Consider the following 19158-nt stretch of genomic DNA (forward strand, 5'->3'; position numbering starts at 1 on the left):
GATGACGCACCACGACGAGGACCTGGTCTTCCGGCGCGGAGACGTGAGGAGCCTTCCGCACACCCTCTCGCAGACCCGCCACCTGACGCTCACGCTCGTCGACCTGGATGCGGCCGACGGCACCGCGGAGTTCGAGCTCCACAACCCCGAGGCCGAGCCCGACCCGATCGCCGGCGACCTGATCCGCGAGAACCTCGACGAGGTCGAGGAGGCGAACCGCCGGAGGGACCGGCTCGACCTCCCCGAGAAGCCAGCGCCGGTCGACACCTCGACGATGTCGGTCGAGGTGCTCCGGTGCAGGGTCGGGGAGAAGCTGCTGATCGGCGACCGGGTCTGGAGGGTGGCCGAGATCTCCGCGGACCAGGTCACCCTGAGACCGGGCCACGACCACGAGACCCACTCCCTGGTGAACACCGCGGAGGAGCTCGAGTACGGGCCGGAGGGCATCGCGCTGGCCGAGGCGTTGAACACCCTGGACGAGGGCCTCTGACGGCTGCCGGGCCGAGGGACTAGAGCCAGTCCTTGCGCCGGAAGGCGACGTACAGGGCGACCGAGAGACCCAGGATGAGCAGCGACGACGCGACGAAGCCGGAGTGGTGGGCGAAGCCGGGGTACGGCACGTTCTGGCCGTAGAAGCCGGTGATCGCCGTGGGCACGGCGATGATCGCCGCCCAGCTGGTCACCTTCTTGGTGATGATGTTGAGCCGGTTGCCCTGGATCGTCAGGTTCGTCTCCAGGATGGTGTTCACCAGGTCGCGGAGGCTCTCGGTCCACTCCGTCGCGCGGAGCACGTGGTCGTAGACGTCCTGGTAGTAGGGCATCAGCTCGTCGGGCACGAGCCCGATGTCGCGTCGCATCATCGTGTTGACCACCTCGCGCATCGGCAGGACCACGCGACGCAGCTGCACCAGGCTCTTGCGCAGCTCGAAGCTGCGGCGCTGGACCGTGGCGTCGTGCGGCCGGTCGTCGAACAGGAGGTCCTCGAGCTGCTCGATCTGCTCGTCCAGCGACTCCACGGCGTCGAAGTGTCCGTCGATCACGAAGTCCAGCAGGCCGTGCAGGAGCGCGCCGACCCCGTACTTCGTGAGGTCCGCCTCGTCGTCCCAGCGACGCAGCAGCGCATCGATCGGGAAGGACTCGTCGCGCCGTACCGTGATGAGGGCGTTCGGGGTGATGAACGCGGAGACCTCCGCCGTCACCAGCCGCCCGCTCTCGACGTCCAGCTCGACCGTGTAGGCCGTGAAGAAGTCGTGCCCGTCGTACCGGTCGAGCTTCGGCCGCTGACGACCCTGCGTGGCGTCCTCGACGGCGAGCCGGTGCAGCCCGAGCTCGTCGGCGACCAGCTGGAGCTCCTCGAGCTTCGGCGCGCACAGGTCGACCCACACGAGGGCCGACGGCTCCGCCAGGTGCTCGGAGACCTGGTCGATCGGGAAGTCCTCGTCGGCGAGGACCCCGTCGCGGTAGCAGCGGGTGCGGGCCATGCGGGCAGTATCGCCGACGCCGGCCCAGCGACGGCCCAGCGACGGCCCAGCGACGGGCCAGCGACGGCTCGGCTGCTGCGAGGCATCCTTGAGGCATGTGCGCGGAGCGGGCGCGGTGGAGACTCGGCCACCGACCCGCGCTCGACGGGCTCCGCGGGGTCGCGATCCTCAGCGTGCTCGCCGACCACGGCGGTTTCCTGCCCGAGCCCACCGGCGGGATCGGCGTCGCGCTCTTCTTCGTGCTCTCGGGGTTCCTGATCACGCGGGTGATCGTGGAGGCCCGGGACGACGGCGCCTGGTCGATGGGCCGGTTCATCGCGAACCGCTTCTTCCGGCTCTTCCCGGCCCTGCTCCTCATGGTCGCCGTGGTGTCCGTGGTGCTGCTGGCACGCGGGTACTCCCCCGCAGGCGTCGCCGAGCGGGCCGCGCCGCCACTCACCTACCTGCAGAACATGGTCCGGCCGCTGAGCCTCCCGGTGTTCGGCCACACCTGGTCGCTGGGCGTCGAGGAGCAGTTCTACCTGCTCTGGCCACTCGTGCTGCCCTGGGTCGCGGCGCGGGCGCGGCCCGGGCTCGTCCTCGGGCCGGCCGTCGCGGCGTCGGCGACCGCGATGATCGTCCTCCCCCGCGACTGGCTGCCGATGCACGCCTACGCGTTGCTCACCGGGTGCGCACTCGCCCTGCTCGGGCTGCCGCGGGGCCGATGGCTGCTGCCGGTCGGGGCGGTCGCGTACGTCGGCGCGCTCGCGGAGTCGCCGGCGTACCACCAGATCTACGTATACGGGCCGATGACCGCGACGCCCGCCGCCGCGCTGCTCGTGGCCGGCGCGTTCCACGGCAACCGCTGGCTCGAGCTCCCGGCGCTCCGGTACGTCGGCCGCATCTCCTACGCCCTCTACCTCTGGCACGTGCCGCTGCTCCGGCTCACCGGCGCCACGTACGCCGGCGCGGCCGCCCTCCTTCCGCTGGCCGCGGCGGTCCTGGTCGCGTCCGCCTCCACGCTGCTGCTCGAGGAGCCGGTCCGCCGCGCCTGGCGGCTCCGGGCCGCTCGTGCCGGCCACGTCGGTGGCCCGCGCCGGCAACCAGCCGCCCCGTAGTCTCCGGGGCATGACCGAGGTGACCCACGACGTCGAGCACTCCCGCTACCAGGCCCGCGTGGACGGTGTCCCCGCCGGTGTCGCCGTCTACCAGCTGACCGACCAGCTCGTGGTCTTCACTCACACCGAGGTCGACCCGGCGTTCGAGGGCCAGGGCATCGGGTCGGCGCTCGCGAAGTTCGCGCTCGACGACGTCCGGCGCGAGGGCACGCGCAAGGTGCTGCCGCTGTGCCCGTTCATCAAGGAGTGGATCGGCCGCCACCCCGACTACGTCGACCTCGTGTACGGCGCACCCACGAGCACCGCGAAGGACTGACGCTCCTTCGGCTCCGGGGGTCCTCAGCCGACCACGATGACGTGCAGCGTGCGCGGCCCGTGGACGCCCTCGACACGGCTGAGCTCGATGTCGCTCGTGGCGCTCGGCCCGCTGATCCAGGTCTGCGGCAGCACGGGGTCGAGGAGGCGCACGGCGCTCGACACGTCGCCGACGACGTCCCCGGCGCGGACCACGCACACGTGCAGGTCGGGCACCAGCGTGAGCGCGCGCCTGCCCTGACCGGGGCCGTGGGTGAGCACGATCGTGCCGGTCTCGGCGATGCCCAGCGTGGCGCCGGTGACGACCGCATCGAGACCGTCCAGCTCGGCCGCGGTGAGACCGTCGTCCACCACGGCGCCGGGCACGGGCCACGGCAGCCCGGGCGGCACGACGACCCGCAGCCCCTCGACGACGGCGGCGACCCGGCCGGCCGCCTCGTCTGCGGAGCAGCGCTCGACGACCGCCCGGTAGTCCGCGACCCGCTCGGCGAACAGCCCGACCACGTCGGCCGGCCCGGGACGGCTGCGGTGGCCGTCCGGCACCGGGACGGGCGATCGGTCGGCAGCGGCCAGAGCCCGGCGTACGGACCCGAGGACATCGTCGCGCGCGCTCACGCCCGCTCCTCGGTCCGGCCACCGTCGGTACGCCGCCACCACGCCCGGAACGACTCGACCGGTGGAGCGGGCAGGTCGCGCGCGCCGCTCCAGCCGCCGAGCCCCGGCAGCCGGCCCAACGCCCGCCGGCCGCCGGGCAGCGTACGCCGGCCCAGCCGCCCGGCCACCCGTCCGACGACGCCGCTCAGCCGCTCGAGGCGACCCAGACGGGCGCCCGACCCGAGCGACCACGCGGCCGCCCGCATGGCCAGCGCTTCCGGCTTCGGGGCACCCGCGCGGTGCGCGTCGACGACCTGCGCGCGGAGATCGACCAGCACCGACGGGATGTCGATCCGCACCGGGCACGCCTCGAAGCAGGCGCCGCACAGCGACGAGGCGTAGGGCAGCGAGTCGACCTGCTCGTCGGTGCCGACGCCGCGCAGCAGCGGGTTGAGGATCGCGCCGATCGGACCGGGGTAGACCGACCCGTAGGCGTGACCGCCGGTGCGCTCGTACACCGGGCACACGTTGAGGCAGGCCGAGCAGCGGATGCAGCGCAACGCCTGGCGCCCGACCTCGTCCGCGAGCGCGCGCGTGCGGCCGTTGTCCAGCAGCACGACGTGCACCTCCTGCGGGCCGTCGCCCGGCGTGACGCCGGTCCACGTCGAGGTGTACGGGTTCATCCGCTCGCCGGTGCTGGACCTCGGCAGCAGCTGGAGGAACACGTCGAGGTCCTGCCATGTGGGCACGACCTTCTCGATGCCGACGACGGAGACCAGCACGTCGGGCAGGGTCAGGCACATCCGGCCGTTGCCCTCCGACTCGACGACGACCAGCGTGCCGGTCTCGGCGACCGCGAAGTTCGCACCTGACACCGCCATCCGCGCCCGCAGGAACTTCTCGCGCAGGTGCAGCCGGGCCGCCTCGGCCAGACGCGCCGGGTCGTCGACGAGGTCGTCCGGGGCGGGCCGCCCGACGTCCTTCATCCGGCGCTCGAAGATCTCCCTGATCTCGGCGCGGTTGCGGTGGATCGCCGGCACCAGGATGTGCGAGGGCAGGTCGTCGCCGAGCTGCACGATCAGCTCGGCCAGGTCCGTCTCCCACGCGAGAACGCCCTCGGCGGCGAGCGCCTCGTTGAGCCCGATCTCCTGGGTCACCATCGACTTGACCTTGACCACCTCGTCGACACCGTGGTCCCGCGCGACGCGAGCGACGACGGCGCACGCCTCGGCCGCGTCCGTGGCCCAGTGGACCGTCGCACCGCGGGCGGTCAGGGCCGCCTCGAGCGCGACGAGGTGCTCGTCGAGGTGCAGCAGCGTGTTGTCCTTGATCGCCGCCCCGGCCAGGCGCAGCTCCTCCCAGTCGTCCACCTCGGCGACCACCGCGGCCCGCTTGGCGCGGATCGTCGCGGTCGCGTGCGCGAGGTTGCTGCGCAGCTGCGTGTCGGCCAGCGCGGCACGCGCCGCCTCCGGGAACGGCGGCATCCCGACGAACGTGGCGGTCATGCGGCCCCCTCCTGCGCGGCGAGCACCTCGGCCAGGTGCATCACCCGCACGCCGGCTCGCTGCCGCGAGAGCATCCCGCCGATGTGCAGCAGGCAGGAGTTGTCACCGGCGACGAGCACCTCCGCTGCGGTCTCCCGGACGTGCCGGGCCTTGTCCGCTCCCATCGCGATCGAGGTGTCGGCGTTCTTCAGCGCGAACGTGCCACCGAAGCCGCAGCACTCCTCGGCCGACGGCAGGTCGACGAGGCGCAGGCCCCGCACCGCCTCGAGCAGCCGGCGCGGCCGGTCGTCGACCCCGAGCATCCGCAGCGAGTGACAGGTCGGGTGGTAGGTCACCGAGTGGGGGAAGGACGCCCCGACGTCGACGACCCCGAGCACGTCGACGAGGAACTCGCTGAGCTCGTACGTCGGTGGCGCCCCGGCTGCTGCTTCCACGAGTGCCGGGTCCCCCGAGCGCCGGGCCACGATGTCGTGCTGGTGCCGTGCCGACCCGGCGCACGACCCGGACGGCGTGACGACCGCGTCGTAGCCGGCGAAGGTCTCGAGGTAGTTGCGCACCACCGGCACGGCCTCGTCGAGGTATCCGGTGTTGACCATCGGCTGACCGCAGCAGGCCTGCCCGGCGGGGAACGCGACGTCGACGCCGAGGCGGCGCAGCAGCGTCACCACGGCCTTCCCGGTGTCCGGGAACATCGCGTCGTTCACGCAGGTGACGCTCAGCGCGACCCTCATCCGCCCATCCTGCTCGATGACGGCGACCCCACGCAGCACTCCGCCCCTGACCCATCTGGGCCACCCCGGAACCCGAACGGCGGACACGGACCGCATTTCCCCGAAATTGTCGGTGCGGCGGCGCACGCTGGGGGACATCGACCGGTCAGACCGGACACGAGGGGGACACGATGATCGACTGGGACTCCGACACCTGGGGTGGCGGCGTGACCTACGCGGCCGACGGCTCCTGGCTCGGCGACAAGCAGGCCGTGCACACGCAGGCCCACCGCCCGTCGTCACGCGAGGACGACTGACGGCAGGCCCGCGCGCGGCTCAGCGGTCGGCGTACCGGTCGACGCGCGTGTGGTAGTGCTGGCCGACCTTGCCCCCGGCGATCGCCGCCAGCAGGGTGCCCGCCAGCAGCACGATCGCGGTGAGGATCCCGCCGGTGGTCATCTGGTCGTGCGGGATCGGGATCCGCGGCAGGTCGACCCGGTCGAGCACGTTGTACTTCGCACCGAACGCCCAGCCCGCGGCCACCGCCACGATCGTCGCGACCAGGCCGAACGCCCAGACCCAGGCGCCCTGACGGGCGCCGTCGAAGCGCGACATGCGGCCCGCGACGTACCCGCCTGCGTAGTAGCCGATCACGAGCACCGCGACCAGCACGATCGCCGAGACGAGCCCGACGGTGCCGGCCTCACGCTCCGCGTCGCTCTGGGTGACGTTCTGCGCGTCACCGACGGCGGTCGCGACCGCGCCGACGATGCCGGTCAGGAGTGCCGTCACCGCCACCGCGACCAGCCAGCCGAAGAACCCTGCGCCCGCGTTGGTGCCCCCGAACTTGTCGTAGGCCTCGTTCCTCGCGACCACCTCGGTCTCGTCGCGGCGGTCGACGTCGTGCTCATGGATGTGCGTCATGTCGATCTCCTCCGGGCGCGCCCGTGCGCGACCCTGCCGGGTGCCGTACCCGGTGGTGCGCGGGAGATTCCCCGCTCAGCCGCCGACCCGCCGCGCCACCAGCCTCGCCCGGTACGCCGACACGCGACTCCACACTGCCTGCTGGACCGCCAGGGTCAGCCACCCGGCGAGGACCATCCCCGAGATGTTCAGCACCAGCTGCAACGAGCTGCCCCGGATCTCTGCGCCGGCGCCGAAGGCCAGGCCGAGCGCGATGTTGCCGGCCGCGGGCACCGTGGTCACCGAGATGAACACCCCGGACAAGCCGCCGACACGCGCCGAGGTCAGCGAGAGCACCCCGGCGGCGGCGGCGATGATCGCGACGATGAACGACCACTTGTCCGGTGAGTAGATGAAGCGCGTGGCCGGCCGGTCGGCGGTCACCGCGGCCACGTGCACCCAACCCAGCGCGCGCCCGAGCAGGGCCGCCGCGGTGGTGACCGAGATCGCCACGAGGAAGCCGAGCACCAGCGTCCGGAATGCCGTGCGGAACAGCCCGCCGCGACGGCGTACGAGGGCGACGCCCAGGGCAGCGATCGGCCCGAACTCCGGCCCCAGCACCATCGCGCCGATCACCAGGATCTGGGAGTCCAGCACGATCGCGATGCCCGCGATGAGCGTGGCGAGCGTCATGAACGTGGCGTAGGTCCAGTTCAGCTCGGACTCCTCGTAGGCCCGGTGGCTGACGTCGGCCCAGACCACGGAGTCCGCGCCGCTGCCGGGGGCGAGCCGGGCGGCGTCGAAGCCGCTCCGCGACATCCACGCGCCCATGCGCTCGATGCTCACGGTGCCTCGCTCGTGCACCTGCAGGGCGCGCAGCCGGTCGACCACGTCGTTGGTGGCCTCGCGCGCGACGTCCGCCTCGACGACGTCGCCCGGCGGCTTCACGCTGGCCCCGGGCAGCCGGCTCAGGCTGCTCACCGCCGGGTCGTCCTCGAGCACGTGCACCACGGCGTCGGCCAGGTCCGGCGGCACGGAGATGCGCAGGTGGATCACGGCCCCAGCATGCCGCAGCCACGTACCTGCGTAGATCGGTACTCAGTTACGTAGTCCTCCGCATGTATCGGTAGGCCGCCCGGCGCAGTCTTGAAGGCATCAGACGTCTCGGGGAAGGGACGTGAGGACGATGATCGACTGGGACTCCGAGACCTGGGGCGGCACGGTGCACCTCGCATCGAACGGCTCCTGGGTCGACGACACGCACCGCCGTGACGCCGACGGGCAGGACTGACCAGCGATGCGCCAGATCCGGATCGTCAAGCCCAGGCCGGCCCGCCCGTCGCCGGAACCCGACACGCGCACGCCCTCCGGGCGTCTGCTCCCCTACTGAGCACGGGTGAAGAGGTGATCATCATGTGCGCTCACCCGACCGACTGTCCTTCGGCCGAGACCCCCGCCGCCCGCTCCGCCGAGGTGGTCGCGCCGCACCCCGAACAGGGCTGGTGCCTGCTCTGCAACGGCGTCATCCTCTTCGACGACGGCGGCACGATCCTGCCCGACGGCACCACGCACAACCCCGCCACCGCGGCCTGACCGGCCCGACCTCCGGGCCGCAGGGCCCGATCAGGGAAGCAAGAGACCGGTGCGGGCCGTGGGAGCCGCACGACGACGAATCGCCGGAGGGAGCGGGTCAACCCGCACCGGCAGGACCGACGCTAGGCCGGACACGTCCGACGAGACCACTTACTTGCAGGTAGTACCGCAATGTGGATGCGGCGCGGCCGTGCCGCGTCAGTCGCTGGTGCGGGGCGCCGACACCCACTGCTCGCGCCAGGCGACGGCGTTCGGGCGGACCGCCCGTTCGACGGCCCGCACCGACATCATCGGGAGGTCGATCCGGAACACGGCCCCGGCACCGTCGTGCGGTTCGACCGTGATCGAGCCGTTGAACGCCTCGACGATGGCGTGAGCGATGGCGAGGCCGAGTCCGGCCCCGGGTACGGCGTTCTGCTGTGCCGCGCGGCCCCGGTAGAGCCGTTCGAAGATGTGTGCCGCCTCTTCCTCGGGTATCCCGGGTCCGCTGTCCTCCACACGAAGGGTCGTGGTCGACCGGTTCGCGTCGACCGTGACGCGCACGGTCGTCCCTTCACCGGAGAACTTGATGGCGTTGGTCAGGAGGTTGTCGATCACCTGACCCATCCGGCCAGGGTCGACGTGGACGGTGATCTCCTCCTCCGGAGGGGTCCACTCGATGCGCACCTGGCTCTGCGCGGCGGCGGGGATCCTCGAGCTGACGGCATCGTCCACGATCCTGACCAGGTCTGCTTCGACGGTCTCGATGCGTCCCAGGAGGTCCTCGGAGCTCAGGAACAGCAGATCGGCAACGATGCGCTCCTCGCGCTCGGCGTTCCGCTCGATGATGTGCACGAACTCACGCTCTTCGCCCGTGAGGTCCTCGGAGTCTGCCAGCAGCTCGCAGTACCCGCGGATCGACGTCAACGGCGTACGCAGCTCGTGGGAGATCGTCGCGAAGAACTCCGAGCGCGCCTGCTCGGCTGCCCGGTTGTTGCGGCGGCTGTCGACCGTCGACCAGTGCAGCCGCCCGAGGACGATGACCAGCTCCACTCCGAGGAGGGCCATGCTCCCGATCTCGAGCCTGCCTCCGCTTCGCCTCGAGATCACGGCAATCGCAAAGGTCACGGCGGTGGCGGCGTAGGGGAGGAAGACGAAGCCGCTGTCGGACTTGCGGCGCTCACCCGGCGACAACCCGACCTTGGCGACGCGGTACTGCTCGTTGGCGCTCGCGGCAAGCAGCGCGATCGCCAGCATCCAGCCGGTGTCGATCCACGCACCGCCGGAATAGGTGCCGGCCAGGGTCATCTGCCCGTAGACGACGTCGGAGACGACGTAGAGGAGCACGCTCGTCTTGATCAAGAGCAGGGACCACGAGCCGATGACGCGGCGCGCACGCACGGCCAGCGCGGTCAGGGCCATGATCAGCAGGAGGTCACCGCACGGGTACGCGATCGACACCGCAAGCTGCAGGGGACGGCCGCCGGACTCCGTGGCGGACGCGAGCGTCACGTACCACACGATCGCCGCACCGGCCGCGACCGTCGCGGCGGCGTCCAGGACCAGGCGAACCACGGCGAATCCCTGGAAGCGGTCGCGCGGGAACTGCAGGATCCCCGCGAACAACAGCGGGTAGAAGGCCAGGTAGGCGACATCGGCGAACGTGGGGTACGGCTTCTCGTGCAGGAGCGCCTCGTAGACGAGCTGCAGGACGTTTCCGAGCAGGTAGGCGATCAGCCCCAGGCCGATCAGCAGCCACCCACGGCGCACCTGAGCCGCGAACGACCTCGTCGACGCGACCCGGAACGCCAGGACCGCTGCAAGGAGGTTGACCGGCCAGAACGCGACATCGCCGATGGTCCGGATGTGGCCTGGTCCACCCCACCGGAACAGCTGCCAGCCGAGGTACAAGACCACGTACCCGGCCAGGACGACCACGGCCTTCGACCCGCGATCGTCGATCCAGCGTTGCCATATGGTCCCGGCACTCATGTCCGCACGAGTGAAGACAGCCATGCCGTCCACCTCTCGTGCGCCTCACAGCAGGGACGGGCGGCTTCGGTGCCGCACGCGTCGCGACCCCACGCGGGCGCGTGGAGCCGCGCGCCGCCTACACCATTGAACCCTGTGCGCCGTCGCCGGACACGACAATTGCCACGAATGACCCGCCCTGGAACACGAAACCCCCACGCGGAGTGGGGGTCAGATGTCTGAACGAGACGTTGTTCAGTGGCAGGTGCAGGATTCGAACCTGCGTAGGTGTACACCGACGGATTTACAGTCCGCTCCCATTGGCCGCTCGGGCAACCTGCCGCTGCTGCCGCCCGTTAGGGTGAACAGCGCTGCTGAGGATAGCGCAGCACCCCGGGCAGGGATAAATCAGCACAGGAGGTTCGCCAGCATGGCCGACTCGTCGTTCGACATCGTCAGCAAGATCGACCGGCAGGAAGTCGACAACGCCCTGTCCCAGGCGGCCCGCGAGCTGGCCCAGCGGTTCGACTTCAAGGGCACCGGAGCCGAGATCAAGTGGTCCGGCGAGCACGCGATCGAGATCTCGGCCAACGCCGACGACCGCGCCTCGGCCGTGCTGGACGTCTTCAAGGAGAAGCTGGTCAAGCGCAGCCAGTCCCTGAAGATCCTCGACGCCTCGGAGCCGCGACAGTCCGGCCGCGAGTCGAAGATCTCCGTCGCCCTCAAGGAGGGGATCTCCTCGGAGGACGCCAAGAAGGTGAGCAAGCTGATCCGCGACGAGGGCCCCAAGGGCGTCAAGGTCCAGGTCCAGGGCGACGAGCTGCGGGTGTCGAGCAAGAAGCGCGACGACCTGCAGGCGGTCATCGCCCTGGTCAAGGGCCAGGACCTCGACTTCGCGGTGCAGTTCACCAACTACCGCTGACCACGCGGCTCAGCGCGGACGCGCGAGCAGCTGGGTGGCGAGCGCGTCCGCGACCCAGGCGACGTACCGCTCGTCGTCCCAGCCGTACTCCCTGAGCATCAGGTACGGCGCTCCGCTGCCGAGCACGAGCATGATGTCCGTGGCGCCGTCGACGTCCAGCCCCGAGCGCAGCCCGAAGCGCACGGCCACGTGCTCCGCGATCGCCCGATACCCCGCGCGACGCAACTGCTCCGACCGCTCGCGCACCTCGACGGCGTCGGGCTCGGTGGTCGCGGCGCGGGCCGCCTGGTCGAGGGCCGCCACCCTCGCGACGATGATGCCGTTGCCGCGCGCGAACGCGGTCAGCGCAGCCCGCCCCGAGCGCGCCTTGAACACCTCGGCGTAGAAGGGCTGCTCAGCGGGCGGCAGGCGGTCCGGTCCGAGCACGGCGTGGTCGTAGCAGGCCTGGAGCAGCTCGCCCTTGGTGTGGAAGGCGAAGTACAGCGTCTGGACCGCGACCCCGGCCCGCGCCGCGATGTCGGTCATCCGCGCGCCGACGTACCCCTCCTCGGCGAACACCGCCTGCGCCGCGGCGATCATCCGCTCACGGGTGGCGGCCGCCTTCTCCCGGCGGGTCGGCTTGGACCCCTTGACTTCTGCCATCGCGAGGACCACTGTACCCGTATGCAGTCACTAGTGATCATCACTAGTGAACAACTCTAAGGAGCAGTGCGATGGCCTTCCTCATGGTGAGCAGTGCAGACACCCGGGCGCAGTACGACGAGGTCGCCCGGTTGCTCGGAGACCTCGCGACCGACCGTCCTGCGGGGCTGCTGGCCCACGTCGCGGCGGAGCAGCCCGACGGCACGGTGCGGATCGTCGATCTGTGGCGGTCCCGGGACGACGTGGCGGCGTTCGGCCGCGATCGCATCCTCCCGGCCTTCGTGAAGGCGGGCCTCCCGGATCTGGCCGATCGTCCCCAGCCCGAGGCCCACGAGGCGTTCGAGGTGGTCCTGTGACCGTGATCCGGAGCTCGGTGGTCGTCCCGTGTACCCCGGAGGAGGCGTTCGACTACCTGGTCGACGTACGCCACGAGCGGGAGTGGAACCCCGACATGGCGTCGGTGGAGAAGCTCACCGACGGACCGGTCGGGATCGGCACGCGCTACCGGGCGAAGTGGCGAAGCGCGCCGACCTCGCTCGTCGTCGAGACGATCGCGTACGACCGGCCGCGGTCCTGGTCGCACCACAACGGGGGTCCGCTCGAGGTGACGCTCACCGCCCGGCTGACACCCGTTGACGGGGGCACGCGCCTGGACACCGAGTTCGACGCGACTCCGCACGGGGCGTTCCGGCTGCTCTTCCCGCTGTTCGTCCGCAAGATGCGCAAGGTCGAGTCCGCGAACATGGGCCACATCCGCGAGATCCTCGGTCGACGCACGGCCGACCGGGCGTGATCAGCGCCAGCCGAGCTCGGGGGCGACGTACTTCAGGACGCTCTCGACCACGTGGGCGTTGTAGTCGACGCCGAGCTGGTTGGGCACCGTGAGCAGCAGCGTGCCGGCGGCCGCGATCGCTTCGTCCTCGGCGAGCTCGGCGACCAGCTGGTCGGGCTCCGCGGCGTACGAGCGGCCGAACCGCGCGATCGTCCCGTCGATGTAGCCGACCTGGTCGGAGTCGGCGCTGCCGCCGAAGTACGCCCGGTCGCGGTCGTCGACGATCGGGAAGATGCTGCGGCTCACCGACACCCGCGCCTCGCGCTCGTGCCCCTCCGCCTGCCACGTGTCGCGGAACAGCTGGATCTGCTCGGCCTGCAGCTGGTGGAAGGGCACGCCGGTGTCCTCGGTGAGCAGGGTCGAGCTCATCAGGTGCATGCCCTGGCGGGCGGTCCACTCGGCGGTCGATCGCGTGCCGGCGCCCCACCAGATCCGGTCGCGCAGGCCCTCGGAGTACGGCTCCAGCCTCAGCAGTCCCGGTGGGTTCGCGAACATCGGCCGCGGGTTCGGCTGCGCGAACCCCTCGCCTCCCAGCACCTGCAGGAAGACGTCGGCGTGGGTGCGGGCCATGTCGGCGTCGGTCTCGCCCTCGGACGGCTGGTAGCCGAAGTAGCGGAAGCCGTCGACCACCTGCTCCGGTGAGCCGCGGCTGATCCCCAGCTGCAGCCGGCCGCCGGCGATGAGGTCGGCCGCTCCGGCGTCCTCGGCCATGTAGAGGGGGTTCTCGTAGCGCATGTCGATCACGGCCGTGCCGATCTCGATCCTGCTGGTCCGCGCACCGACCGCCGCGAGCAGCGGGAAGGGCGAGGCCAGCTGGCGGGCGAAGTGGTGCACGCGGAAGTACGCGCCGTCGCCCCCGAGCTCCTCGACGGCGACCGCGAGGTCGATCGACTGCAGCAGCGCGTCCGACGCGGTGCGCACCTCGGAGGAGGGCGACGGCGTCCAGTGACCGAAGGACAGGAACCCGATCTTCTTCACGATGGCCCAACCTACGACGCGCACGCCGGCATTCCCGCTCGGGACAGGCCGAGGCCCCCGGTGCGGGCGACACCGGAGGCCAGGTGGAACGCCCCTGTGGGGGCGGAGCGCTACACGTGCAGGTCCGCGCGAGCCTTGTCGAACCGGGCGAGCTGCTCGACGACCCCGTCGCCCAACGTGAGCAGGCTGATGTTGACGTGGTGCAGCAGCAGGTTGGCCTTGGTCACCAGGGTCTTGTACTCGTCGCTGTCCATCACCGAGAAGATCTCCGTGACGGGGCCCTTCAGGATGAAGAAGCCCTGCTCGGTGTCGAAGTCGGACGTGCTGAACAGGAACGGCTCGAAGCTGGTCAGCTTGCCGGCCTCGATCAGACGGCCGTAGTAGCCGACGGTCTCCTCGAAGAGTGCGAGCGCCTGTACCTCACGGCCCGGGACCACCGAGCCCCATCGGATGAGCAAGCCAGTGTCCATGTCTGTCTCCTCGCTGACATGAGTGGATCAGGGAATGGGTGTGTTCGACCGACGACGGACCCCACCTCCTCGCTGCGTCGCCGGGGTCCGAGTCACCTTCGGCCTACGCCTGTGACCTGGGTCACGTCAGGGCCGATGGTCCCGGAACGGGCGATCACTTCGGAGGGTGCTGCGCACAAGGTGCCGGCAGGTGCCCCGGATCAGGTCTCCCCGCCGATGTCGAGCTCGTAGGCCTCGAAGACCAGGTCGGCACCACGCTGGCGGTGGCGCATGAGGAGCACGAGCAGGTCGGTCCCGGAACGCCGGACCTCGGCGGCGTCGGGCCGCGCGTCGTCGGTGTCGGTCCAGGCGAGCAGCTCCTGGAGCCGGCGGGTGATCTCGGCGTGCTCGGCCCCGAGCCGGTCCATGTTGTGGGCGAGACGCGGCGAGTAGGTGGCCAGCTCGGCGTACAGGCCGTCGGGGCCCTCGGTGATGGCGACGTGCCGGCCGAACGCGTCACGCAGCCCACCCAGCGCGGCACGCAGCCGGCCGGACCATGACTCCGCCCCGCGTGCGGGATCCCCGGCCCGGGACGCCGACGCGAGCGCACGCTCGACCTCGCCCATCGCGATCCGCAGCTCGGCCCGCCGTCGCTGCACCTCGACCAGGAGCTCGTGGTCCGGCTGGGTCTCCGAGGTCATCGCTGCCTCCGTCCGTCGTGCGGAGCCGGGTCGCCGCCGCACCCGGGACCGGTCTCTTCTTGGATACGCGCGTGACCCCGATCGGGTCAGGGCCGTTGGTCCCCGATGTCCGCGAGAATCAGCGGCCACAGCTCCCAGGAGGACCCATGACCACCACCCACAGGGCCGGCTGATGCCCGAGGCGCGACCCGGCGCGACGGTGAGCATCGACGCTCCGCTCGAGTCGGTCTGGGCGGTGATGATGGACACCGCGGCGTACGGCGAGTGGAACCCCTTCCTGTTCCGTGCCGAGTGCCCGAGCCCGCCGGCACCCGGCGACCCGATCGTCCTGCACGTGCGCTGGCCCAACGGTCGGACGACGCGCTCGCCCGAGCGGATCAGCGTGGTCGAGCCGCCCCACCAGGACGGGGACGAGCGGCGGGCCACCCTCGCCTATGTCTACGAGGGCCTGCCGGCGAAGCTCGGCCTCGTGCGTGGCACCCGCTTCCAGCGGCTCACGCAGCGTGTGGGTGGCCCCACGGTCTACGACACCGTCGAGGAGTTCTCCGGCCCGCTGGTGCGCCTCGCGGGGCCGGGCCGGGTCGCGGACGGCTTCCGGCGGCACGCCGAAGCGCTGAAGACACGCTGCGAAGGCTGAACCGCCGGAAGATTTCCGGCCCAGGGTCTGGCATCGGCGGCTTTGATTTGCGAGATTGAGCCGGCGTCGAGACACGGCGCCACTCAGAGGTCCCCATCCGGGACCCTCCATCCTCGGAGGATGTTTCATGTTCCGTCGCACCATCAGTGCCACCCTGGTGGCCGGGGCCACGCTGGTCACCGCCGCCCTCGCGGCCGGCGGCCCGGCCCAGGCGGCCCAGCCCGACGGCCGCAAGGCCGTCCCGCACACCAAGCCGCTGTGGACCGCGCACGCGCGGCACCTCGGGGCGGCCGACTCGTCGGCCGCCGTGCACGGCCGGGTCTACCTGGCCCCGCAGGGCGGCCTCGCCGCGCTGAAGCAGGCCGCTCTCGCCGTCTCGACCCCGGGAAGTGCGAGCTACCGCTCGTTCCTGACCCCGGCGCAGTACCGCGCGACGTACGCTCCCACGGCCGCGGACGTCAGCGCCGTCCGTAGCTGGCTCTCCGGGGCCGGCCTGCACGTCGACGGTGTGGCATCGGGCAACCGCTACGTCTCGGTGAGCGGCACCGTCCGCGGAGCGGAGAAGGCCTTCGGAGCCCAGATCGGCCGCTTCGTGCACAACGGCGACACCGTCCAGGCACCGACCTCGGCGCTGAGCGTGCCGGCTGCCCTGGCCTCGAAGGTGCTGACCGTGACCGGCATCGACACGACCCCGCACATCACGAAGCCGAACGCCTCGCCGCTGCCGGACGCCTTCGTCAACGCGCGTCCGTGCTCGGCGTACTACGGCCAGATCCCGGCGACCACGAAGGCGGACGGCACCACGCCGCTGCCGAAGTTCAACGGCGCGACCCTGCCCTACGCCGTCTGCGGCTACAAGGGCGCACAGTTCCGTGGCGCCTACGAGGGCGGGAGCACCCTGACCGGGGCCGGCATCACCGTCGCGATCACCGACGCCTACGCCTCGACCACGATGGCCGCCGACGCGAGCACGTACGCCGCGACGAACGGCGACGCGCCGTACGCGTCCGGCCAGTACACCCAGGTCGTGGCCCCGAAGTTCACGAACACGCACCTCTGCGACCCCGCCGGCTGGTCCGGTGAGCAGACCCTGGACGTCGAGGCCGTGCACGCGATGGCGCAGGGCGCGAACATCCGCTACTACGGCGCGGCCAGCTGCCTGGACGCCGACCTGCTCGACTCGCTCGGCCAGGTCGTCGACGAGGACAAGGCCCAGGTCGTGACCAACTCGTGGGGCGACCTGGACGCGAACGAGACCGCTGACAGCATCGCGGCGTACGAGCAGGTCTTCCTGCAGGGTGCGCTGCAGGGGATCTCGTTCCTCTTCTCCTCCGGTGACAACGGCGACGAGCTCGCCAACAGCGGCGTCGTCCAGACCGACTACCCGGCCTCGGACCCGTACGTCACCGCGGTGGGCGGAACCTCGACCGCGATCGGGTCGAGCAACTCCCTGAGCTGGCAGACCGGCTGGGGCACCGAGAAGTACTCGCTCTCCGCGGACGGCACCGGGTGGACCTCGATCGGCTACCTCTACGGCGCGGGTGGCGGCTTCTCCTCGCTGTTCGCGAAGCCTGCCTACCAGGCGCAGCTGCCCGGCACCCAGCGGGCCGTGCCCGACATGGCCATGGACGCCGACCCGACCACGGGGATGCTCGTGGGCCAGACCCAGCTGTTCCCGCACCGCGTCGTGAAGTACGGCGAGTACCGGATCGGCGGCACCAGCCTGGCCTCGCCGCTGTTCGCCGGCATGACCGCGCTCGCGCTCCAGGACCACCCGGAGGGCGCGGGACTGCTCAACCCGGCGATCTACGGCTCGAAGGGTGCGTTCACCGACGTCACCGGCCCCGGCAAGGACGCCGGCAACGTCCGGGCCGACTACGCCAACGGCGTGGACGGCTCGGGAGGCATCCTGTACTCGGTGCGCACCTTCAACCAGGACAGCAGCCTGACGGTCAGCCGCGGGTGGGACGACGTCACCGGCCTCGGGTCACCGAACACCGCCTGGTTCAACGTGCTGTGATCCCGCAGCGCTAGGTCACACGAGTGGCCAGTCCGTCGTGCCTCGCGTACGACGGACTGGCCACTCGGCATTCACGGACCGACTACTCGGCGATCGCGTCGAGGACCGCCTGCGCGTCCCACTCGCCGGGGTCCGTGGTCGAGCGCCACTGGTCGACCTGCTGCCGGGCCCAACCGGCCCAGGCCAGGACCGTGCGCTCCTGGTCCAGCTGGAGGCGCAGGGTCAGCGCGCTGAGGTGCACCCGCTCGGCGAACAGCGGCGGGCGCGCCGCCATGTCGGCGAGGGCCCGCACCCGGTCGCCGGCCTCCGCCTCGATCCGCTCCAGGGTCGCGCGGAGCTGGTCGAGGTCGCCCGCGTCCGCGAAGAACACCTTGACCATCGCCTCGAACTCCCCGGCCCGCGGCGCAGCCGGCTCGTCGAGCCAGGCCGCCAGCTCGCGGCGGCCGGCGCGCGTGATCGCGTAGACGGTGCGGGGACGCTTCCCGGTCGACTCGGCGTGGGCGGTGGCGAGCCCGGCCTCGACGAGGTGCTTCGGCTCGTCGTACAGCTTGCGCTCGGCCCGGGGCCAGAACCAGTTGAGGCTGCGCTGCGCCTGCTTCGCCAGCTCGTAGGTGGTCCACGAGCGGAGCGCGAGCAGCCCCAGCAGTGCGTAGGAGGTCGTCGTGCGTCGGGCCATGGCGCATCTTGACATAGTGCCCTGTGCAGTATCTACTCTGACACACATACTGCAAAGGGCAGTATCTGAGAGGAGGCCCGCATGACCACCGCACCCGCCCCCACCCGCACCGGGTACGACGACCTGGGCACCGGTGCCCCGACCCTGCTGCTGCTGCCCGGCTGGTGCGGCGACCGGGACGTCTTCGACACGACGGCGGCCCACCTGGCAAGGAGCCGCCGCGTGCTCGTCTGCGACCTTCGCGGCCACGGCGGCAACGCCCACCAGGTCGATGACTTCGACTCGGTGCAGCAGGTCGACGACCTGGTCGCGCTGCTCGAGGAGACCGGGGTCGACCGCGTCGTCCCGGTCGCGCTCTCCCACGCGGGCTGGCACGGCATCGAGCTGCGTCGCCGGCTCGGTCCGGAGCGCGTGCCCGGGCTGGTGCTGCTGGACTGGATGGTCCTCGGCACACCGCCGGGCTTCACCGACGCCCTCGCCGGGCTGCAGGACGCGGATGCCTGGCAGGACGTGCGCGCCGCCCTCTTCGGCATGTGGACCGACGGGGTCGGCTCCCCCGCCGTGCACCGCTACGTCGACGGCATGGCCGGCTACGGGTTCGACCACTGGCGCCGGGCCGGCCGCGAGATCGCCGCGTCCTTCGCGACGTCCGGTACGCCGCTGGAGGCGCTGGCCCGGCTCGACGACCCGTGCCCGACCCTGCACCTCTACGCCCAGCCCGCCGGCGACGACTACCTGGCCGCGCAGCAGGCGGAGGCCGCCGAGCTGAGCTGGTTCGAGGTCGAGCGCCTCGACGCGTGCAGCCACTTCCCGATGCTGGAGGTGCCCGGTGCCGTCGCCCGGCACGTCGAGCGGTTCGTCGCCCGGCTCGGCTGACCCACTCGACCCCCGTCCCGGCAGCGTCCTGCTGCCGGGACGGGCATGTGAGCAGGAGGTAACACAGACTTCACACGTGCTGCATCGCCGCGAAACTGCGGCGTCCTGTAGTGGTTCCGACCCGCCGACGAGGGCGGGGCGCCCCTAGGGTTCCGCTCCATCCGTGGAGGACTGGTCCGAGAGGGGAAGCGGTCGGCACAGCGCGGTGCGGACCGTTCCACGGCGGGACAAAAGCCCGGGAGGCCAGCCGGCCCCGGGCGTGCGCGCACCTCCGGGC

General features: G+C 71.4%; 23 protein-coding genes, 1 tRNA gene and 1 riboswitch. Of the genes, 11 read left to right on the plus strand and 13 right to left on the minus strand.

The window, feature by feature from the left end; genetic code table 11:
• The first annotated feature begins 1 nt into the window (after position 1).
• Positions 2 to 490, plus strand: a complete 489-nt coding sequence (locus EFL26_RS03580; RefSeq protein ID WP_123221520.1) for a hypothetical protein — start codon at positions 2 to 4, stop codon at positions 488 to 490.
• A 19-nt stretch (positions 491 to 509) separates the two neighbouring features.
• Here EFL26_RS03580 and EFL26_RS03585 read toward each other — a convergent pair whose 3' ends face one another.
• Positions 510 to 1481 (minus strand): magnesium transporter CorA family protein, encoded by a 972-nt coding sequence (locus EFL26_RS03585; protein WP_123221521.1) that lies wholly within the window; start codon positions 1479 to 1481, stop codon positions 510 to 512.
• 95 nt (positions 1482 to 1576) lie between these two features.
• Here EFL26_RS03585 and EFL26_RS03590 point away from each other — a divergent pair, with 95 nt between their 5' ends.
• Complete coding sequence (locus EFL26_RS03590) at positions 1577 to 2578, plus strand: acyltransferase family protein (protein WP_123221522.1); 1002 nt, start codon at positions 1577 to 1579, stop codon at positions 2576 to 2578.
• Positions 2579 to 2588: 10 nt separating this feature from the next.
• Positions 2589 to 2894: a GNAT family N-acetyltransferase gene (locus EFL26_RS03595; RefSeq protein WP_123221688.1), complete on the plus strand. Its 306-nt coding sequence runs from the start codon at positions 2589 to 2591 to the stop codon at positions 2892 to 2894.
• Positions 2895 to 2917: 23 nt separating this feature from the next.
• On the opposite strand, the gene EFL26_RS03600 is transcribed toward EFL26_RS03595, so the two are convergent.
• Genes EFL26_RS03600 through EFL26_RS03610 form a run of 3 tightly spaced genes read right to left on the minus strand, consistent with a single transcriptional unit; the run spans position 2918 to position 5723 of the window.
• On the minus strand, positions 2918 to 3508 hold the full coding sequence (locus tag EFL26_RS03600; protein ID WP_123221689.1) for a LutC/YkgG family protein: 591 nt from the start codon (positions 3506 to 3508) through the stop codon (positions 2918 to 2920).
• Positions 3505 to 4992, minus strand: a complete 1488-nt coding sequence (locus EFL26_RS03605) for a lactate utilization protein B (protein WP_123221523.1) — start codon at positions 4990 to 4992, stop codon at positions 3505 to 3507. The genes EFL26_RS03600 and EFL26_RS03605 overlap by 4 nt, the downstream gene beginning before the upstream one ends.
• Entirely contained in the window at positions 4989 to 5723 is a 735-nt protein-coding gene (locus tag EFL26_RS03610) for a (Fe-S)-binding protein (protein ID WP_123221524.1), read from the minus strand. The genes EFL26_RS03605 and EFL26_RS03610 overlap by 4 nt, the downstream gene beginning before the upstream one ends.
• Before the next feature lie 170 nt (positions 5724 to 5893).
• Between EFL26_RS03610 and EFL26_RS24870 the strand changes: the two genes are divergently transcribed.
• Entirely contained in the window at positions 5894 to 6019 is a 126-nt protein-coding gene (locus EFL26_RS24870) for a hypothetical protein (protein ID WP_281273667.1), read from the plus strand.
• A gap of 19 nt (positions 6020 to 6038) precedes the next feature.
• Here the strand turns inward: EFL26_RS24870 and EFL26_RS03615 are convergent, their stop codons facing one another.
• The gene (locus EFL26_RS03615) at positions 6039 to 6626 is read right to left on the minus strand and encodes a hypothetical protein (protein WP_123221525.1); all 588 of its coding nucleotides are present in this window, start codon (positions 6624 to 6626) and stop codon (positions 6039 to 6041) included.
• A 75-nt stretch (positions 6627 to 6701) separates the two neighbouring features.
• The gene (locus tag EFL26_RS03620; RefSeq protein WP_123221526.1) at positions 6702 to 7661 is read right to left on the minus strand and encodes a DUF389 domain-containing protein; all 960 of its coding nucleotides are present in this window, start codon (positions 7659 to 7661) and stop codon (positions 6702 to 6704) included.
• A gap of 357 nt (positions 7662 to 8018) precedes the next feature.
• Between EFL26_RS03620 and EFL26_RS03625 the strand changes: the two genes are divergently transcribed.
• Complete coding sequence (locus EFL26_RS03625) at positions 8019 to 8198, plus strand: DUF5999 family protein (protein ID WP_123221690.1); 180 nt, start codon at positions 8019 to 8021, stop codon at positions 8196 to 8198.
• 198 nt (positions 8199 to 8396) lie between these two features.
• On the opposite strand, the gene EFL26_RS03630 is transcribed toward EFL26_RS03625, so the two are convergent.
• The gene (locus EFL26_RS03630) at positions 8397 to 10193 is read right to left on the minus strand and encodes a sensor histidine kinase (protein ID WP_148046618.1); all 1797 of its coding nucleotides are present in this window, start codon (positions 10191 to 10193) and stop codon (positions 8397 to 8399) included.
• Between the two features lie 214 nt (positions 10194 to 10407).
• A tRNA-Tyr gene (locus EFL26_RS03635) sits at positions 10408 to 10490 on the minus strand.
• Positions 10491 to 10578: 88 nt separating this feature from the next.
• On the opposite strand from EFL26_RS03635, the gene EFL26_RS03640 reads away from it, so the two are divergent.
• On the plus strand, positions 10579 to 11070 hold the full coding sequence (locus EFL26_RS03640) for a YajQ family cyclic di-GMP-binding protein (RefSeq protein WP_123221528.1): 492 nt from the start codon (positions 10579 to 10581) through the stop codon (positions 11068 to 11070).
• A gap of 9 nt (positions 11071 to 11079) precedes the next feature.
• Here the strand turns inward: EFL26_RS03640 and EFL26_RS03645 are convergent, their stop codons facing one another.
• Positions 11080 to 11712: a TetR/AcrR family transcriptional regulator gene (locus EFL26_RS03645; RefSeq protein WP_148046619.1), complete on the minus strand. Its 633-nt coding sequence runs from the start codon at positions 11710 to 11712 to the stop codon at positions 11080 to 11082.
• Between the two features lie 71 nt (positions 11713 to 11783).
• Here EFL26_RS03645 and EFL26_RS24015 point away from each other — a divergent pair, with 71 nt between their 5' ends.
• Positions 11784 to 12068, plus strand: a complete 285-nt coding sequence (locus tag EFL26_RS24015) for a hypothetical protein (protein WP_183408012.1) — start codon at positions 11784 to 11786, stop codon at positions 12066 to 12068.
• Positions 12065 to 12505: an SRPBCC family protein gene (locus EFL26_RS24020; RefSeq protein ID WP_183408013.1), complete on the plus strand. Its 441-nt coding sequence runs from the start codon at positions 12065 to 12067 to the stop codon at positions 12503 to 12505. The genes EFL26_RS24015 and EFL26_RS24020 overlap by 4 nt, the downstream gene beginning before the upstream one ends.
• Here EFL26_RS24020 and EFL26_RS03655 read toward each other — a convergent pair whose 3' ends face one another.
• From EFL26_RS03655 to EFL26_RS03665, 3 genes are all read right to left on the minus strand, one after another.
• Positions 12506 to 13522 carry an LLM class flavin-dependent oxidoreductase gene (locus EFL26_RS03655; protein WP_123221531.1) on the minus strand — a complete coding sequence of 339 codons (1017 nt, stop codon included), beginning with the start codon at positions 13520 to 13522 and terminating at the stop codon, positions 12506 to 12508.
• A gap of 110 nt (positions 13523 to 13632) precedes the next feature.
• On the minus strand, positions 13633 to 13992 hold the full coding sequence (locus tag EFL26_RS03660) for a hypothetical protein (protein ID WP_123221532.1): 360 nt from the start codon (positions 13990 to 13992) through the stop codon (positions 13633 to 13635).
• Between the two features lie 200 nt (positions 13993 to 14192).
• The gene (locus EFL26_RS03665) at positions 14193 to 14672 is read right to left on the minus strand and encodes a hemerythrin domain-containing protein (protein WP_123221533.1); all 480 of its coding nucleotides are present in this window, start codon (positions 14670 to 14672) and stop codon (positions 14193 to 14195) included.
• A gap of 172 nt (positions 14673 to 14844) precedes the next feature.
• Between EFL26_RS03665 and EFL26_RS03670 the strand changes: the two genes are divergently transcribed.
• Both EFL26_RS03670 and EFL26_RS03675 read left to right on the plus strand, forming a co-directional pair.
• Complete coding sequence (locus EFL26_RS03670) at positions 14845 to 15309, plus strand: SRPBCC domain-containing protein (protein WP_123221534.1); 465 nt, start codon at positions 14845 to 14847, stop codon at positions 15307 to 15309.
• Between the two features lie 127 nt (positions 15310 to 15436).
• On the plus strand, positions 15437 to 17329 hold the full coding sequence (locus tag EFL26_RS03675) for a S53 family peptidase (protein ID WP_123221535.1): 1893 nt from the start codon (positions 15437 to 15439) through the stop codon (positions 17327 to 17329).
• An 82-nt stretch (positions 17330 to 17411) separates the two neighbouring features.
• On the opposite strand, the gene EFL26_RS03680 is transcribed toward EFL26_RS03675, so the two are convergent.
• Positions 17412 to 18005: a PadR family transcriptional regulator gene (locus EFL26_RS03680; RefSeq protein WP_123221536.1), complete on the minus strand. Its 594-nt coding sequence runs from the start codon at positions 18003 to 18005 to the stop codon at positions 17412 to 17414.
• 81 nt (positions 18006 to 18086) lie between these two features.
• Between EFL26_RS03680 and EFL26_RS03685 the strand changes: the two genes are divergently transcribed.
• The gene (locus tag EFL26_RS03685) at positions 18087 to 18881 is read left to right on the plus strand and encodes an alpha/beta fold hydrolase (RefSeq protein ID WP_123221537.1); all 795 of its coding nucleotides are present in this window, start codon (positions 18087 to 18089) and stop codon (positions 18879 to 18881) included.
• A 133-nt stretch (positions 18882 to 19014) separates the two neighbouring features.
• Positions 19015 to 19125: riboswitch (guanidine-I (ykkC/yxkD leader) on the plus strand.
• Positions 19126 to 19158: the final 33 nt, after the last annotated feature.

The organism is Nocardioides pocheonensis (assembly GCF_003725535.1).
GTDB lineage: Bacteria > Actinomycetota > Actinomycetes > Propionibacteriales > Nocardioidaceae > Marmoricola > Marmoricola pocheonensis.

What these genes read in the sequence shown, in the direction of transcription:
- EFL26_RS03670 (WP_123221534.1), top strand. Translation starts at nt 14,845, where the DNA reads ATGCCCGAGGCGCGACCCGGCGCGACGGTGAGCATCGACGCTCCGCTC.
- EFL26_RS03640 (WP_123221528.1), top strand. Translation starts at nt 10,579, where the DNA reads ATGGCCGACTCGTCGTTCGACATCGTCAGCAAGATCGACCGGCAGGAA.
- EFL26_RS03590 (WP_123221522.1), top strand. Translation starts at nt 1,577, where the DNA reads ATGTGCGCGGAGCGGGCGCGGTGGAGACTCGGCCACCGACCCGCGCTC.
- EFL26_RS03680 (WP_123221536.1), bottom strand. Translation starts at nt 18,005, where the DNA reads ATGGCCCGACGCACGACGACCTCCTACGCACTGCTGGGGCTGCTCGCG.
- EFL26_RS03580 (WP_123221520.1), top strand. Translation starts at nt 2, where the DNA reads ATGACGCACCACGACGAGGACCTGGTCTTCCGGCGCGGAGACGTGAGG.
- EFL26_RS03595 (WP_123221688.1), top strand. Translation starts at nt 2,589, where the DNA reads ATGACCGAGGTGACCCACGACGTCGAGCACTCCCGCTACCAGGCCCGC.
- EFL26_RS03675 (WP_123221535.1), top strand. Translation starts at nt 15,437, where the DNA reads ATGTTCCGTCGCACCATCAGTGCCACCCTGGTGGCCGGGGCCACGCTG.
- EFL26_RS03660 (WP_123221532.1), bottom strand. Translation starts at nt 13,992, where the DNA reads ATGGACACTGGCTTGCTCATCCGATGGGGCTCGGTGGTCCCGGGCCGT.
- EFL26_RS03665 (WP_123221533.1), bottom strand. Translation starts at nt 14,672, where the DNA reads ATGACCTCGGAGACCCAGCCGGACCACGAGCTCCTGGTCGAGGTGCAG.
- EFL26_RS03685 (WP_123221537.1), top strand. Translation starts at nt 18,087, where the DNA reads ATGACCACCGCACCCGCCCCCACCCGCACCGGGTACGACGACCTGGGC.
- EFL26_RS03630 (WP_148046618.1), bottom strand. Translation starts at nt 10,193, where the DNA reads ATGGCTGTCTTCACTCGTGCGGACATGAGTGCCGGGACCATATGGCAA.
- EFL26_RS03585 (WP_123221521.1), bottom strand. Translation starts at nt 1,481, where the DNA reads ATGGCCCGCACCCGCTGCTACCGCGACGGGGTCCTCGCCGACGAGGAC.
- EFL26_RS24015 (WP_183408012.1), top strand. Translation starts at nt 11,784, where the DNA reads ATGGCCTTCCTCATGGTGAGCAGTGCAGACACCCGGGCGCAGTACGAC.
- EFL26_RS03615 (WP_123221525.1), bottom strand. Translation starts at nt 6,626, where the DNA reads ATGACGCACATCCATGAGCACGACGTCGACCGCCGCGACGAGACCGAG.
- EFL26_RS03625 (WP_123221690.1), top strand. Translation starts at nt 8,019, where the DNA reads ATGTGCGCTCACCCGACCGACTGTCCTTCGGCCGAGACCCCCGCCGCC.
- EFL26_RS24870 (WP_281273667.1), top strand. Translation starts at nt 5,894, where the DNA reads ATGATCGACTGGGACTCCGACACCTGGGGTGGCGGCGTGACCTACGCG.
- EFL26_RS03645 (WP_148046619.1), bottom strand. Translation starts at nt 11,712, where the DNA reads ATGGCAGAAGTCAAGGGGTCCAAGCCGACCCGCCGGGAGAAGGCGGCC.
- EFL26_RS03605 (WP_123221523.1), bottom strand. Translation starts at nt 4,992, where the DNA reads ATGACCGCCACGTTCGTCGGGATGCCGCCGTTCCCGGAGGCGGCGCGT.
- EFL26_RS03610 (WP_123221524.1), bottom strand. Translation starts at nt 5,723, where the DNA reads ATGAGGGTCGCGCTGAGCGTCACCTGCGTGAACGACGCGATGTTCCCG.